We start from the raw sequence: 14,817 nt of genomic DNA on the forward strand, positions 1-14,817 counted from the left end.
CCAGCAACCCCCGCGCCGCCGTCAGCCGACCCGCAGCGCCGCGAGCTGCTCCGCGAACGGCACCACCGTTTCGTCGGCGGGCCGACGGGACCGCGCACGCGACTCCATCAGCTCCGCCAGCTCGCCGCCCGCCCGCTCGATGCGGCGCGGGAGGTCGTCCGTACGGGCGGTGCCCTCCGCGCCCCAGTCCTCCGATGCGGCGTACACCGCCGTCGGCACGACCAGCGCCCGCAGGTAGGCGAAGAGCGGGCGCATGGCGTGCTCCAGCGCCAGGGAGTGGCGGGCCGTGCCGCCGGTCGCGGCGATCAGGACCGGCTTGCCGACGAGGGCGGTGTTGTCGATCAGGTCGAAGAACGACTTGAACAGACCGCTGTACGACGCGGAGAACACCGGGGTGACGGCGATCAGACCGTCCGCCTCCGTGACCGCGTCGAGCGCCTCGGAAAGCGCGGGGCTCGGAAAGCCCGTGACCAGGTGGTTCGCGATGGCGGTCGCCAGCTCCCGTACCTCGATGACGCTGACGTCCGCGTCGCCGAGGGACGTGCGCGTGGCCTCCGCGAGCCGGTCCGCGAGGAGCCGGGTCGACGAGGGCACGCTCAGGCCGGCCGATACGACGACGAGCTTCATGCCGTCACCCCTTCCTGCTTCTGGTCTTCCTGGTCCTGCTGCGCGAGCCTGGCGGCGACGCGCGCCGCGTGGGTGGGGCCGTCCGGCACCCGGGCCGGGCGGTTCTTGGCGAATTCCTTGCGGAGGACCGGGACGACCTCCTCGCCGAGCAGGTCGAGCTGCTCCAGCACGGTCTTGAGCGGAAGCCCGGCGTGGTCCATCAGGAAGAGCTGGCGCTGGTAGTCGCCGAAGCTCTCACGGAAAGTGAGGGTCTTCTCGATGACCTCCTGCGGCGAGCCGACGGTCAGCGGGGTCTGATCGGTGAACTCCTCCAGGGAAGGGCCGTGCCCGTACACCGGCGCGTTGTCGAAGTACGGACGGAACTCGCGCACCGCGTCCTGCGAGTTCTTGCGCATGAACACCTGGCCGCCGAGCCCGACGACCGCCTGGTCGGGGGTGCCGTGGCCGTAGTGGGCGTAACGCTCGCGGTAGAGGTTGATGAGGCGCCTGAAGTGGTCCTTGGGCCAGAAGATGTTGTTGGCGAAGAAACCGTCGCCGTAGTACGCCGCCTGCTCGGCGATCTCCGGGCTGCGGATGGAGCCGTGCCAGACGAATGGCGGTACGTCGTCCAGCGGCCGGGGCGTCGAGGTGAAGCCCTGGAGGGCGGTGCGGAACTTCCCCTCCCAGTTCACGACGTCCTCGCGCCACAGGCGGTGCAGCAGCGCGTAGTTCTCCACGGCGAGCGGGATGCCCTGGCGGATGTCCTGACCGAACCAGGGGTAGACCGGTCCGGTGTTGCCGCGTCCCATCATGAGGTCCACCCGGCCGTCGGCGAGGTGCTGGAGCATCGCGTAGTCCTCGGCGATCTTCACCGGGTCGTTGGTGGTGATCAGCGTGGTGGACGTCGACAGGATGATGTTCTCGGTGCGGGCGGCGATCCAGCCGAGCATGGTGGTGGGCGAGGAGGGGACGAAGGGCGGGTTGTGGTGCTCGCCGGTCGCGAACACGTCGAGCCCGACCTCTTCGGCCTTGAGCGCGATGGCCGTCATGGCCTTGATGCGCTCGTTCTCCGTCGGCGTCCTGCCGGTGGTCGGATCGGTCGTGACATCTCCGACGCTGAAGATCCCGAACTGCAACGCGCTCACCTCCGAGGCGGTCCCGCGATTGTCGTTGAAACTTTAACAATCACGCCAACGACGGGGTGCTGCGGGATATTCCACGCCCGCGGTGGGCGTGCGCGGTGGGCGTGCACGGTGGGCGGAAGTCGACAGAAGACGCGAGGCGGGCCTGCCGCGATGCGGCGAAATCGGGTGAATAAGGTGGCCGGATGCGTCTTCTGCCGAGTTCGTCCCACGGGGGCGGCGGTCCGCCGGGCGCCGCTACAGCGGCGCGCTGTGCCACTTCCACTGGGTGACCCGGTCGCGGCCCGGAAGCTCGGCGCGGCCGGTGGCCCACAGCAGGACGGCCCACCGGTCCTCGTCGGCGGGGGCGTCGGGGAAGAGCCGGGCCAGGGCCCGGTCGCACAGGTCCGCCGGTGGCGTCCACGGCCGGGACAGCCCCTGGGCGACGTCATGGGTGTGTACGAGCGTCTCCACGACGCCCATCGCGGCGAAGCCCTCCGGGTCGGAGATCCCGTACGCGTGGTGGCAGCGCAGATCGGGGGAGGCCGTGCGGACCATCGCCGCCAGCAGAGCGCCGCTCGCCTCCAGCGTCCGGAGCAGTCCGGACAGGCCGGCCTCGGGGGCCGCGAAGATCGCGGTCACCGGGCCGCCCGCACGGGCGGGGGCCGCCCGGTAGGGCACCCGGGCGTCGAGCGACGGCTCGCGCGGGCCCATCCGGACCGCGTACGAGAAGAGGTCGTCGCTCATGTGCTCGACCGTCTCCCAGCAGGTCCAGTCGAGGGAGCCGGCCCGGGCCGTCCAGTCGCCGGCCGAGGAATCGGCAAGTGCGTCGGCCGGGGGGTTCATGAGTGGCTCGGCCGGGGGGCTCGTGAGTGCCTCCGCCGGGGGGTGCTGGAGTGCGTCGACCGCCAGGCGTACGGCGGTGGTCACGTCGTCGGCGGTGACGGGCAGCCGTGTGCCGGTCAGCGCCGCGCGCTCGGCGGCTCCGCACTCGACGCAGAACTCGTTGCCCTCGGGATCGGCCAGCGTGGCCCAACCCCGCCCGTTGGGCTTGCGGTGGTCGGCGACGAGCGTGGCGCCGAGGGCGAGCAGGCGCTCGACCTCCTCGTCGCGGGTGCGGTCGTCCGGCATCACGTCGAGGTGGACGCGGTTCTTGGCGTTCTTGGGCTCGGGGACCGTCACGAAGAGCAGGGCCGCGCCGCCGGGGGTCTCGACGAGCGCCTCGGGGTCACCTGGCTCGTCCTCGTCGGAGACGGAGACGCCGAACACCTTGGCCCAGAAGCCGGCGAGTTCGTAGGCGTCGGCGCAGTCGATGGTCACGTGATGCAAGAGAGACGTCATGGGGGTCACTGTCCCCGGTGGGCCGCCGCCGGGGCCAGTGAGTTCTTGGACGCACCGCGGGGGCCGGGCGTCGCCGTCGGCGACGCCCGGCCCCCGGGGGGACAGTGCCTAGGCCCAGGTGATCAGGCGCTTCGGCTGTTCCAGGATCGCGGCCACGTCGGCCAGGACCCGGGAGCCGAGCTCGCCGTCGACCAGGCGGTGGTCGAAGGAGAGCGCGAGCGTGGTGACCTGGCGCGGCTTGACCTTGCCCTTGTGCACCCACGGCTGGAGCTTGATCGCGCCGACCGCGAGGATCGCGGACTCGCCGGGGTTGAGGATCGGCGTACCGGTGTCGACGCCGAAGACGCCGACGTTGGTGATGGTCACCGTGCCGCCCTGCATCGCCGCCGGGGACGTCTTGCCCTCGCGGGCCGTCGTGACCAGTTCGCCGAGCGCCGCCGCCAGCTCCGGAAGGGTCTTGGCTCCCGCGTCCTTGATGTTCGGGACGATCAGGCCGCGCGGCGTGGCCGCCGCGATGCCCAGGTTCACGTACTGCTTGTGCACGATCTCCTGGTTGTCCTCGTCCCAGGCCGCGTTGACGTCCGGGTTGCGCTTGATCGCGACCAGGAGCGCCTTGGCGATCAGGAGGAGCGGGTTGACGCGCAGGCCCGCCATGTCCTTGTCGGACTTCAGCTCTTCGACGAGCTTCATGGTGCGCGTGATGTCGAAGGTGATGAACTCCGTGACGTGCGGCGCGGTGAACGCGCTGTTCACCATGGCCGACGCGATCGCCTTCCGTACGCCCTTGATGGGGGTACGGGTCTCGCGGTCCGCAGCGGCTGCCTCGGACGGCGCGGAGGCCGCCGCGGCCTGCGGGGTCTCGGCGGCGGCCGGTTCGGGCCGTGCGGCGGCCGGCTGGGCCTGCACGGCGGACGCCGCCGCCGCGTGGACGTCCTCGCGGGTGATGATCCCGTCGGGGCCCGTCGGCGTGATCGCCGCCAGGTCGAGGCCCAAGTCCTTGGCGAGCTTGCGGACCGGCGGCTTCGCCAGCGGGCGCGACGCCGGGGCGGCGGTGTGCCCGTGGCCGTTGAGCTCGGCCTGGACCGCCGCGGCGACCGCGGCCTCCGGGGCCGCCGTGCCCTTGCGGGCGCGGCGCTTGGTGGACGCCTCGGAGACGCCGTAGCCGACGAGCACCGGCTGGCGGGCCGCGGGCCTGGCCTCCTCGGGCTCGGAAGCGGGCTCCGGAGCGGGCTCCGGGACCGGCACCTGCGCGGGGGCCTCGGGCGCGGCGGCCGCCGTGCCCGGAGCCACGTCGACGGTGATGATCACCTGGCCGACGTCGACCGTCACGCCCTCGCCGAAGCGCAGCTCGTGCACCACGCCGTCGTACGGGATGGGCAGCTCGACGGCGGCCTTGGCCGTCTCGACCTCGCACACCACCTGGCCGTCGGTGACGGTGTCGCCCGGCTGGACGTACCACTTGAGGATCTCGGCCTCGGTCAGACCCTCGCCCACGTCGGGCATCTTGAACTCGCGGAAGCGCGCCGTGTCGGCGGCGGGAGCGGATGTCTCAGTCATCGTCACGGCTCTCCTCAGTACGCAAGCGAGCGGTCGACGGCGTCGAGTACCCGGTCCAGACCCGGCAGGTACTCCTCCTCCAGGCGCGCCGGCGGGTACGGCGCGTGGAAGCCGCCCACCCTCAGCACCGGCGCCTCCAGGTGGTAGAAGCACCGCTCGGTGATGCGAGCGGCGATCTCGGCGCCCGAGCCGTAGAAGACCGGGGCCTCGTGGACCACGACCAGGTGGCGGGTCTTCTCGACCGACGTTTGGACGGTGTCGAAGTCGATCGGGGACATCGACCGCAGGTCGACGACCTCGATGGACTTGCCCTCCTCGGCCGCCGCGGCCGCCGCCTCGACGCAGACCTTCACCATCGGGCCGTACGCGGCGAGGGTCAGGTCCGCGCCCTCGCGCACGACGCGTGCCTTGTGGAGCGGTCCGGGGATGGCCTCGGTGTCGACCTCGCTCTTGTCCCAGTAGCGCCGCTTCGGCTCGAAGAAGATCACCGGGTCGTCGCTCTGGATGGCCTGCTGCATCATCCAGTAGGCGTCCGAGGAGTTGGACGGCGAGACGATCTTCAGGCCGGCGACGTGTGCGAACAGCGCCTCCGGCGACTCGCTGTGGTGCTCGACCGCGCCGATGCCGCCGCCGTACGGGATGCGGATGACGACCGGCATCTTGATCTTGCCGAGCGAGCGGGCGTGCATCTTCGCGAGCTGCGTGACGATCTGGTCGTACGCCGGGAAGACGAAGCCGTCGAACTGGATCTCCACGACCGGGCGGTAGCCGCGCAGGGCCAGGCCGATCGCGGTGCCCACGATGCCGGACTCGGCGAGCGGGGTGTCGATGACCCGCTCCTCGCCGAAGTCCTTCTGCAGGCCGTCGGTGACGCGGAAGACGCCGCCGAGCTTGCCGACGTCCTCACCCATGATCAGGACCTTGGGGTCGGTGTCGAGGGCGGTGCGCAGCGACTCGTTGATCGCCTTGGCGAGGGGAAGCTTCTGTACGGGCATGGCTACTTTCCCTCCTCGGCGAAGGACGCCTGGTACGCGGCGAACTGCGCCCGCTCCTCGTCGACCAGAGCGTGGCCGTCCGCGTAGACGTTCTCGAAGATCGCCATCTGGTCGGGGTCGGGCATGGCCCGCACCGCCTCGCGGACCCGCTTGCCCAGCGACTCCGACTCCGTCTCGAGACCGTCGAAGAAGGCCGCGTCGGCGATGCCCTGCTTCTCCAGGTACGTGCGCAGGCGCAGGATCGGGTCCTTCGCCTCCCACGCCTCGCGCTCCTCGTCGGCCCGGTACTTCGTCGGGTCGTCGGAGGTGGTGTGCGCGCCCATGCGGTACGTGAACGCCTCGACCAGCGTCGGCCCCTCGCCCCGGCGGGCACGCTCCAGCGCGTCGCGGGTCACGGCCAGGCAGGCCAGTACGTCGTTGCCGTCGACCCGGACGCCCGGGAAGCCGAAGCCCTGGGCGCGCTGGTAGAGCGGGACGCGGGTCTGGCGCTCGGTGGGCTCGGAGATCGCCCACTGGTTGTTCTGGCAGAAGAACACGACCGGGGCGTTGTAGACCGCGGAGAAGGTGAACGATTCGGCGACATCGCCCTGGCTGGAGGCACCGTCGCCGAAGTACGCGACGACCGCGGAGTCCGCGCCGTCCTTGGCGACACCCATCGCGTACCCGGTCGCGTGCAACGTCTGCGAGCCGATCACGATCGTGTACAGATGGAAATTGTTGGTGTTGGGGTCCCAGCCACCGTGGTTCACGCCACGGAACATTCCCAGCAGATTGGTCGGGTCGACGCCCCGGCACCAGGCGACACCGTGCTCGCGGTACGTCGGGAAGACGTAGTCGTCGTCGCGCAGCGCGCGTCCGGAGCCGATCTGGGCCGCCTCCTGGCCGAGCAGCGAGGCCCACAGGCCCAGCTCGCCCTGGCGCTGGAGGGCCGTGGCCTCGGCGTCGAAGCGACGGGTCAGGACCATGTCCCGGTACAGGCCGAGCAGTTCGTCCGGGGTGAGATCGACCGAGTAGTCCGGGTGCTCGATCCGCTCGCCCTCGGGGGTGAGCAGCTGTACGAGCTCCGGCTCGGATCGCTGGGGTTTCTTGGCGCTGACGCGCTTGGTGCTGCTGCGTCGCGGCTTACGCGCGGCAGTGCTCTCCACGGTCACGTGCGTGCTCCTCCGTCTGTCCGGCCCCCGGGGTCTGCCGGTGACCAGTGCGGCTCACCTGCTTGCGTCCTCGTGCACGGGGTGGGTGCGACTCGGCCGGGAACAGGTGTGACAGGTGCCCCGGCGAAACGCCCTGCCAAAGGAACGTTACCCAGTGCTTCGCATAACTGCGAAACCCCATTTGACCTGCGATTTTGCTTGGAAATCCAAGTAAATCGAAGAATTCGGGAACAACCACTGGTCACAGCCTCGCGGGCCGCCGGAACAGGGGCACGTTATCCCGGCGACCCACGGCACGGGAAGAGTCGATGTGTGAGGATGACGCCGTGCCCGAAAGAGGAAAAATCACTGTATTTCTTGTCGACGACCACGAGGTCGTGCGGCGCGGCGTCCACGAGCTGCTCTCCGTGGAGGACGACATCGAGGTGGTCGGGGAGGCCGGAACGGCGGCAGATGCCCTGGTCAGGATCCCTGCGACCCTCCCGGACGTGGCCGTTCTCGACGTACGGCTGCCGGACGGAAGCGGCGTAGAGGTGTGCCGGGAAGTCCGTTCGGGAAATGAGGGCGTCAAATGCCTGATGCTCACCTCGTTCGCCGACGACGAGGCACTTTTCGACGCCATCATGGCCGGTGCGTCCGGATACGTCCTCAAGGCCATTCGGGGCAGTGAACTGCTGACGGCCGTCCGCGACGTCGCCGCGGGCAAGTCGCTGCTCGACCCGGTGGCGACCGCCCGCGTCCTGGAGCGGCTGCGGTCGGGCGACGGCGGCGCCGGGGCCGGCGGCGACAGCCGGCTCGCGAACCTCACCGAGCAGGAGCGCAGGATCCTCGACCTGATCGGCGAGGGCCTGACCAACCGCGTCATCGGCGAGCGGCTGCACCTGGCGGAGAAGACGATCAAGAACTACGTCTCCAGCCTGCTCTCCAAGCTCGGCATGGAACGCCGCTCGCAGGCCGCCGCGTACGTGGCGCGCAAGCAGGCGGAGGAACGCCGCTGAGACGCCCGCCACGCGCTTTTCGGGACTTACGTCCCTTTCACGGCCCGCACCGGTGACCGACAGTGAACCGCATGCCCACCGAGGACCTACGCGCCATCGAACTCCTCCGCCGCGTCCCCTACGGCCGAGTCGCCACGAGCATGCGGGCCCTGCCCTTCCTCGCCGTCGCCCGGCACGTCGTCGTACAGGGGCGCGTCCTGCTGCGCATGCACGCGGGCTTCAACCACCACCAGTCCTGCCACGGCAGCGTGGTCGCGTACGGTGCGGACAACTTCCACCCGCGCACGTCCGGCGACGGCACCCTGTGGGCCGTCCAGTGCACCGGCACCGCGGAGATCTTCGATCCGGCCGACGACGAGCTGGAGCTCTTCGGCCGCGGGCCCCGGTACGTCGACGGTGAGCCCTTCGAGCCCGTCTACCTGCGCATCGAGCCGCAGTTCGCCGCCGCCCACACCCTCAACAGCGCCCCGGAGCGAGCGTACGAGCACGCTCTGTGACTCCGTGATCTAACATCTGGCGGGTGCCCGGCTCATCTGTACTCGCCCCTCCGCCGCCCGTCGGCGACCTGCTGCGCCGCTACCGCGGCGCGGGCGATCCCCTCTCCTGCGAACCCGTGGCCCAGGGCCTGCTCAACCACGGCTACCGCCTCGTCACCACCCGCGGCGACTACTTCCTCAAGCACCACCTCGACGGCGACCGCGACACCATCAGGCGCCAGCACCGCGCCACCCGCCACCTCCAGGCGTTCGGCGTCCCCGTCGCCCCTCCGGTCGAGGACACCCACGGCGGCACCGTCACCGTCATCGGCGGCCGCTGCTACGCCCTGCACCCGTGGGTGGAGGGCCGGCACCGGGACGGGGCCCAGCTCACGACCGTGGAGTCACGGCGCCTGGGGGCGCTGCTGGGACTCGTGCACACCTGCCTCGACCGGGTGATGGAGGAGGCGGACCGGCGTACGCACGGCTGCGCCGACCCCGCCGACACCTTCGCGCTCATCGACGACCTGCTGACGCTGGCGCGCGGGCGGCGGCCCCGGGACGCCTTCGACGTACTGGCCGAGCACCGCCTGGTGGAGCGGCGCACGCTCCTGGAGCGGCACGCGCACCGCCGGCCGCCGCCGGTCTCCGAGCCCGCCACCGGCTGGGTGCACGGCGACTTCCACCCGCTGAACCTGCTCTACCGGGGCGCCGAGCCCGCCGCGATCGTCGACTGGGACCGGCTCGCGGTGCAGCCGCGCGCGGAGGAGGCGGTACGGGCCGCCGCGATCTTCTTCGTACGGCCGGACGGCGAACTGGAGCTGGAAAAGGTACGGGCGTACGCGGCGGCGTACCGGAGGGCGGCCGGGGCGGGGGCGGACGAGCTGGCGGCGGCCGTGCACCGGGTGTGGTGGGAGCGCCTCAACGACTTCTGGATACTGCGCTGGCGCTACCAGCGGCACGACCGAAGGGCCGACCCGCAGTTCCCTGCGGCGTCGGCCCTGGCGGTGTGGTGGACGAAGGAGTACGAGGCGGTGGGCGACGCCTTCGCCGGGTGAGGGGCGGGGCTCAGGGGGTGGTGCCGCCCACGTCGGTCCCGCCCGCGTCCGTACCGCCCGCGTCCGTACCGCCCACGTCAGTGCCACCGGCGTCCGTACCGCCGGCGTCCGTACCGCCGGCGTCCGTGCCGCCGTCGGTGGTACCGCCGTCGTCCGTGCCTCCGTCGTCCGTGCCGCCGTCCGTCGTCCCTCCGTCGTCCGTGCCGCCGTCGGTCGTCGTGCCCGGGTCGGTCTCCGGGGGGGTCGACGGCGTGGCGCTGGGGGTGTGCGACGGGGTGCTGCTCGGACGCGTCGACGGGACGTTCGACGGCGGCCAACTCTGCTGCTGGCCACCGGTCGAGGAGGTGCCCGGGTCGGTGTCGGCCGAGGTCTCCTCGTCGTCCGAGGGCTTCTTGGACGACGTCTTCTCCGGCTTCGGCGAGGACTCGGAGACCGACGGCGGGGTCTTCTTCTCCTCGGCGCCGTTGCCGCCCGCCTTGTTCACCGCGAAGGCGACACCCGCCGTGATCGCGATGATCGCGAGCACCGCGAAGATCCACATCTTGCCGCGGCCGCCCCGGCCGCCGCCGTTCCCGCCGTCGTAGGCCCCGTCGTCCGGGTTCATCGGCGGCAGCATCGCGCCGCCGGCCCGCATCTGCGAGGTGTCGCCGTGGTTCGGGTGCCCCATCACCGTCGTGGGGTACGAGCCGCCGGCCGGGGTGTGGCCGCCCTCGTGCATCTCCACGGGGCCGGTGTTCCACATGCCGGTGTGGCTGCCCTGCTCCTGGAGCATGGACAGGCCGTACTGGACGAGACCGCGCATCTCCTCGGCGCTCTGGAACCGGTCGTCCGGGTCCTTGGCGAGGGAGCGCATGACGAGCCCGTCGAGCTCGGGCGGCGCCACGTCCGACATCTCGGACGGCGGCACGGGGATGTCCTGCACGTGCTGGTAGACCACCGAGAGGGGGGTCTCACCGGTGAAGGGGGGCCGCAGCGCGAGCAGCTCGTACAGGAGGCAGCCCGTCGCGTAGAGGTCGCTGCGGTGGTCGACGGCCTTGCCCAGTGCCTGCTCCGGGGAGAGGTACTGGGGCGTGCCCATGACCATGCCGGTCTGCGTCATGGTCGACTGCGCGCCGTGCAGGGCGCGCGCGATGCCGAAGTCCATGACCTTGACCGCGCCGCTGTGAGTGATGATCACGTTCGCGGGCTTGATGTCGCGGTGCACGATGCCGTGCTGGTGGCTGTAGGCGAGCGCTTCGAGGACGCCGGAGACGATGATCAGCGCCTGCTCGGGGCCCGGGGCCTCGGCGTTCTGCAGCAGCTCGCGGATCGTACGGCCCTCGACGAGCTCCATGACGATGTAGGGGACGACGCTGCCGCCGACCTGGTCCTCGCCGGAGTCGTACACGGCGACCACCGCATGGTGGTTCAGGCCCGCGACCGACTGCGCCTCGCGTGTGAAGCGGGCCTTGGAGGTCGGGTCCTCGGCGAGGTCGGAGCGCAGCAGCTTCACCGCGACGGTACGGCCGAGCCGTACGTCCTCGGCGGCGAACACCTCCGCCATGCCGCCACGGCCCAGGCGGTGCGTCAGGCGGTAGCGACCATCGCCGACCAATCCGCCCATACCCCACGATTCCGGGGCGTCCGACACTCCGCCGCCGCTTCCCTCGGGTTCGGGTGCCATCAGTCCTCGCCGTCGTTTCTGTCCGCGCCGCGTCCGCGGTCGTCCTCATGGGCCTCAAGGTCTCAAGGCGTGCGCCTCGAGGTGCTCCGCCACGTCACGCTACAGCCTCCGCGCGACGCTCCGGTTCGGGATGGACCGGCCATCAAACCCGTTGCCGGTGTACCCGTGCAAATTCCGGACGCAATTCTGGACGGGGGCGGTTCCGGTGCCGCACCCGCGCTGTAACGCTTCCGCGACGCTTCTTGCGCGTACGGTCACGGAACGGGCACCGCGCTTGACGTGTCAGTGCCCTCGGGCAGACTTGGCCCGTAAATCTTGCGCTGAGGGGGAAGCACAGTCATGAGCCAGGACGGCGGACAGGGCCGCTACGCGGGCGGCTCGGTCGCGGGCGGGCGGTACCAGCTGCGCGACCTGCTCGGAGAAGGCGGCATGGCGTCGGTGTACCTCGCGTACGACACCGCCCTCGACCGCCAGGTCGCCATCAAGACGCTGCACACCGAGCTGGGCCGCGAACAGTCGTTCCGCGAGCGCTTCCGGCGTGAGGCGCAGGCGGTCGCCAAGCTCTCCCACACCAACATCGTCTCGGTCTTCGACACCGGCGAGGACGAGCTGGACGGCGCGCTGATGCCGTACATCGTCATGGAGTACGTCGAGGGGCAGCCGCTCGGCTCCGTGCTCCAGGCGGACATCGCGCAGTACGGCGCCATGCCGACCGACAAGGCGCTCAAGATCACGTCGGACGTGCTCGCCGCGCTGGAGACCAGCCACGAGATGGGCCTGGTCCACCGCGACATCAAGCCCGGCAACGTGATGATGAGCAAGCGCAATGTCGTCAAGGTCATGGACTTCGGCATCGCGCGCGCCATGCAGTCCGGCGTCACGTCCATGACGCAGACCGGCATGGTCGTCGGCACTCCGCAGTACCTGTCGCCCGAGCAGGCGCTGGGGCGCGGGGTCGACGCGCGCTCCGACCTGTACTCGGTCGGCATCATGCTGTTCCAGCTGGTGACGGGGCGGCTGCCGTTCGACGCGGACTCCCCGCTCGCCATCGCGTACGCGCACGTCCAGGAGGAGCCGGTCGCTCCCTCCTCGATCAACCGGTCCGTGCCGCAGGCGGTCGACGCCCTGGTGGCGCGGGCGCTGAAGAAGAACCCGAACGAGCGCTTCCCGAGCGCCGAGGCGATGCGCGACGAGATCGCGCGGGTCTCGGGGTCGGGCCAGACGGGGGCCGCACCGGTGATCATCACCGGCGCTCCCTCGCAGAGCGGCTCCGGTGTGGGGTCGGCGGTCTTCCCGCCGGTCGACCAGGCGGGATACCCGCAGAGCGGCAGCGTCCAGACGCCGTACCAGCCCGCCACGCCGCCGCCGGGCCCGTACGCGCCGCACACGCCGGCCCCCGGCCCCGGCGCCAACCAGCCCGCGTACGGCTACCCGACGCCGGCGCCGACGCCCGCTCCGTACGCGACCCACGGCATGCAGCAGCAGGGCGGGCACACGCCGCCGCCGTACACGATGTCGCCGCAGGGCGCGTCCCCGGCGGGCGGCGGGGGCGGCGGCCGGAACATGCCGGTGCTGGTGGGCGCGATCGCGGTCGTGCTGCTCGCGCTCGGCGGTGTGATCACCGCGCTGTCCCTCAAGGAGGACCCGCCGGCGCAGAACACCGGCACCGACGACCCGCCGCAGAGCCAGGAGGCGGCGAAGCCCGGCTACCGCGGCCCGGACCGCACCCGCACGATGAAGACGACGGACTGCTCGCCCGGCAGGGAGTCGCTGACGGACCCGGAGAAGGTCGTCGTCCCGAACTTCCTCTACAAGGACATCCTGTCGGTCAAGGCGTGCGTCCAGGCGGCCGGCTGGAAGATCAAGGAAACCGAGGTCGACAACGCCACCTGGGGCGAGGACCTCGTGGTCAACCAGTTCCCCAAGTCCGGCTCGGACGTGGACGAGGACGACGCCACGATCGAGGTCGAGGTGTCCAGCGGCAACCCGCCCTCGGACTAGGCCGAACAGCCGACGCGTCCGGAGCGGACGTGAGAAGGGGCCCGGCGCGCCCGTCGCGTGCCGGGCCCCTTTCGTGTGACCTGGCGCGCCGGGAATGTCGCGGCATGTGACGCTGATGCTGTTGTTCCCGTGGCCTGGATCACATCGGGGTCCGGATCACATCGCGGTCCGGCGCGGGCCGGTTCACTTCAGGAGGCGGAGTCCCATGGCTGTCCGGTTCGCGGCGGTTGGGGTGGCCGCACTGCTGGCACTGCCGGTTCCGGGGGCGTACGCCGAGGAGCGCGGCCCGGGGCCCACGCCGGTGTTCGCGCCCACGTGGTCGCCCTCCCCGGGCGACGGAACCGAGCGTGAGCTGCTGCCGGGCGTGCCGGCGCCGGAGCGGCCCGGGCGGCCCGCCGCCTCCGCCACGCCCGCCGAGAGTCTCGCCGGCCGGCCCGCGGGTGAGGGGCGCACGCGGCCGGGGCGGCCGCCGTGGAGCAGCGCGGACCCCAGCGGGGCCGGGGACGCCGACGAGAAGGCGTCACCGAGCGCCGACGCCAGTGCGTCGGGCAGCCCGCGGGTCACGCGGAGTCCGTCGGCGTCCGCCTCCGCATCCGCCTCCGCATCGGCGAGCACCTCGGCCATCCCCCGTGAGTCGTACGCGCCCGAAGCCTGGGACGTACACGAGGAGGCGCTCGACGAGCCGGGCGACGAGTCCGCCGCCCCGCCCGCGGACCGCCCGCCGGGGGCCGCGCCGGAGGGCTCCGGGCAGGTGGTGGCGCAGTCGGACCCCCTGGGCGTCCACGTGCTGCCGCTGGGGGCGGGGCTGACGCTGATGGGGCTGGGGCTCGGGTTCCTGGGACTGCGACTACGGCGCGGCTGACCGCGTTCGGACGGCGACTGCGGGACGGACCGCGGCTGCGGGGTGGAACGCCCCGTTCGGACGGCGGCGCCGGACGGCGACTGCGGCGCGGGCACCGATGGCGACGGCGGTGCGACCCCGCCCGTTCGAGCGGCGCCGTCCTCCTCCGTCCGCCCGGCGTCCCCCTCAAGACGTACGTGCGATGTCCCCCTCAGGACGGTTGGCCACGCGGCGACATACTCGGTATACATACTCAGTATGTCGATCCGTCACGGGCTGCTTGCCCTTCTTGAGCACGGGCCCCGGTACGGCTCCCAGCTGCGCACCGAGTTCGAGTCGCGCACCGGCGCCACCTGGCCCCTGAACGTCGGCCAGGTCTACACGACCCTGGGCCGCCTCGAACGCGACGGCATGGTCGTCCAGGACGGGGAGGACAGAGCGGGCCACGCGCTTTACGCGATCACCGACGCGGGGCGCGGCGAGCTCAGGAGCTGGTTCGGGAGGCCCGTCGACCGGGCCAGCCCGCCCCGCGACGAGCTGGCCATCAAGCTCGCCATGGCCGTCGGCGCGCCCGGCGTCGACATCCGGGCCGTCATCCAGGCGCAGCGCCACGCCACCCTGCGGGCGATGCAGGACTACACGCGCCTCAAGGCCCAGGCGCTCGTCGCCGTCGAGGGAGCGGACGGCGAGAAAGGGCGCGACGACGTCGCCTGGCTGCTCGTGCTTGAGCAGCTGATCTTCCAGACCGAGGCCGAGGCCCGGTGGCTCGACCACTCCGAGTCCCGGCTCGCCCGGCTCTCCGCGGCGGCCGCGCGCAGGGCCGAGAACACGTCCACGGCCACGGCGGCCGGGGCGGGGGGCCCGGTTCCGGGGGACCCGACGGTCCCGGCCGGCGCCGACGCCCCGGCCGGCGGGGCCACCACCGGCACCGGAACCGCTCGTACTGCTTCCGCACCCGGAACCGCTCGTACTTCTTCCGCATCTCGCAGCGCTCGGCGATAAGCCCGCG

Annotated in this window: 13 protein-coding genes; 6 read left to right on the forward strand and 7 right to left on the reverse strand. The window is 71.7% G+C overall.

The window, feature by feature from the left end; all coding sequences use genetic code 11:
• Nucleotides 1-21: 21 nt before the first annotated feature.
• The 6 genes from AC07FK_RS22000 to pdhA form a co-directional block, all read right to left on the reverse strand.
• The gene (locus AC07FK_RS22000) at nucleotides 22-627 is read right to left on the reverse strand and encodes an FMN reductase (RefSeq protein WP_479106625.1); all 606 of its coding nucleotides are present in this window, start codon (nucleotides 625-627) and stop codon (nucleotides 22-24) included.
• Nucleotides 624-1,742, reverse strand: a complete 1,119-nt coding sequence (locus tag AC07FK_RS22005; protein WP_479106789.1) for an LLM class flavin-dependent oxidoreductase — start codon at nucleotides 1,740-1,742, stop codon at nucleotides 624-626. Before AC07FK_RS22005 ends, AC07FK_RS22000 begins: the two co-directional genes overlap by 4 nt.
• 243 nt (nucleotides 1,743-1,985) lie before the next feature.
• Nucleotides 1,986-3,068: a VOC family protein gene (locus tag AC07FK_RS22010; protein WP_479106626.1), complete on the reverse strand. Its 1,083-nt coding sequence runs from the start codon at nucleotides 3,066-3,068 to the stop codon at nucleotides 1,986-1,988.
• Between the two features lie 108 nt (nucleotides 3,069-3,176).
• Nucleotides 3,177-4,625 (reverse strand): dihydrolipoamide acetyltransferase family protein, encoded by a 1,449-nt coding sequence (locus tag AC07FK_RS22015; protein ID WP_479106627.1) that lies wholly within the window; start codon nucleotides 4,623-4,625, stop codon nucleotides 3,177-3,179.
• A 14-nt stretch (nucleotides 4,626-4,639) separates the two neighbouring features.
• Nucleotides 4,640-5,620, reverse strand: coding sequence for an alpha-ketoacid dehydrogenase subunit beta (locus AC07FK_RS22020; protein WP_453401824.1), 981 nt, complete (start codon nucleotides 5,618-5,620; stop codon nucleotides 4,640-4,642).
• A gap of 2 nt (nucleotides 5,621-5,622) precedes the next feature.
• Entirely contained in the window at nucleotides 5,623-6,771 is a 1,149-nt protein-coding gene (pdhA, locus tag AC07FK_RS22025; RefSeq protein ID WP_479106628.1) for a pyruvate dehydrogenase (acetyl-transferring) E1 component subunit alpha, read from the reverse strand.
• 326 nt (nucleotides 6,772-7,097) lie between these two features.
• Between pdhA and AC07FK_RS22030 the strand changes: the two genes are divergently transcribed.
• From AC07FK_RS22030 to AC07FK_RS22040, 3 genes are all read left to right on the forward strand, one after another.
• The gene (locus AC07FK_RS22030; protein WP_479106629.1) at nucleotides 7,098-7,769 is read left to right on the forward strand and encodes a response regulator; all 672 of its coding nucleotides are present in this window, start codon (nucleotides 7,098-7,100) and stop codon (nucleotides 7,767-7,769) included.
• A gap of 71 nt (nucleotides 7,770-7,840) precedes the next feature.
• A complete protein-coding gene (locus AC07FK_RS22035) occupies nucleotides 7,841-8,266 on the forward strand; it encodes a pyridoxamine 5'-phosphate oxidase family protein (protein ID WP_479106630.1) in 426 nt (141 codons plus the stop codon).
• A 23-nt stretch (nucleotides 8,267-8,289) separates the two neighbouring features.
• Nucleotides 8,290-9,303 carry a phosphotransferase gene (locus tag AC07FK_RS22040; protein WP_479106631.1) on the forward strand — a complete coding sequence of 338 codons (1,014 nt, stop codon included), beginning with the start codon at nucleotides 8,290-8,292 and terminating at the stop codon, nucleotides 9,301-9,303.
• A gap of 10 nt (nucleotides 9,304-9,313) precedes the next feature.
• On the opposite strand, the gene AC07FK_RS22045 is transcribed toward AC07FK_RS22040, so the two are convergent.
• Entirely contained in the window at nucleotides 9,314-10,966 is a 1,653-nt protein-coding gene (locus AC07FK_RS22045) for a protein kinase domain-containing protein (RefSeq protein ID WP_479106632.1), read from the reverse strand.
• A 339-nt stretch (nucleotides 10,967-11,305) separates the two neighbouring features.
• Between AC07FK_RS22045 and AC07FK_RS22050 the strand changes: the two genes are divergently transcribed.
• The 3 genes from AC07FK_RS22050 to AC07FK_RS22060 all read left to right on the forward strand — a co-directional run bounded on the left by AC07FK_RS22050 (nucleotide 11,306) and on the right by AC07FK_RS22060 (nucleotide 14,810).
• The gene (locus AC07FK_RS22050; protein ID WP_479106633.1) at nucleotides 11,306-12,967 is read left to right on the forward strand and encodes a protein kinase domain-containing protein; all 1,662 of its coding nucleotides are present in this window, start codon (nucleotides 11,306-11,308) and stop codon (nucleotides 12,965-12,967) included.
• 205 nt (nucleotides 12,968-13,172) lie between these two features.
• Nucleotides 13,173-13,829, forward strand: coding sequence for a hypothetical protein (locus AC07FK_RS22055; protein ID WP_479106634.1), 657 nt, complete (start codon nucleotides 13,173-13,175; stop codon nucleotides 13,827-13,829).
• 237 nt (nucleotides 13,830-14,066) lie between these two features.
• Nucleotides 14,067-14,810: a PadR family transcriptional regulator gene (locus AC07FK_RS22060; protein ID WP_479106635.1), complete on the forward strand. Its 744-nt coding sequence runs from the start codon at nucleotides 14,067-14,069 to the stop codon at nucleotides 14,808-14,810.
• Nucleotides 14,811-14,817: the final 7 nt, after the last annotated feature.

This window comes from Streptomyces sp. NPDC046122 (genome assembly GCF_056429965.1).

Bases quoted from the DNA above. Each gene is read 5' to 3' on its own strand.
- AC07FK_RS22000 (WP_479106625.1), bottom strand. From the start codon at position 627: ATGAAGCTCGTCGTCGTATCGGCCGGCCTGAGCGTGCCCTCGTCGACC.
- AC07FK_RS22010 (WP_479106626.1), bottom strand. From the start codon at position 3,068: ATGACGTCTCTCTTGCATCACGTGACCATCGACTGCGCCGACGCCTAC.
- AC07FK_RS22015 (WP_479106627.1), bottom strand. From the start codon at position 4,625: ATGACTGAGACATCCGCTCCCGCCGCCGACACGGCGCGCTTCCGCGAG.
- AC07FK_RS22020 (WP_453401824.1), bottom strand. From the start codon at position 5,620: ATGCCCGTACAGAAGCTTCCCCTCGCCAAGGCGATCAACGAGTCGCTG.
- AC07FK_RS22035 (WP_479106630.1), top strand. From the start codon at position 7,841: ATGCCCACCGAGGACCTACGCGCCATCGAACTCCTCCGCCGCGTCCCC.
- AC07FK_RS22045 (WP_479106632.1), bottom strand. From the start codon at position 10,966: ATGGCACCCGAACCCGAGGGAAGCGGCGGCGGAGTGTCGGACGCCCCG.
- AC07FK_RS22050 (WP_479106633.1), top strand. From the start codon at position 11,306: ATGAGCCAGGACGGCGGACAGGGCCGCTACGCGGGCGGCTCGGTCGCG.
- AC07FK_RS22055 (WP_479106634.1), top strand. From the start codon at position 13,173: ATGGCTGTCCGGTTCGCGGCGGTTGGGGTGGCCGCACTGCTGGCACTG.
- AC07FK_RS22060 (WP_479106635.1), top strand. From the start codon at position 14,067: ATGTCGATCCGTCACGGGCTGCTTGCCCTTCTTGAGCACGGGCCCCGG.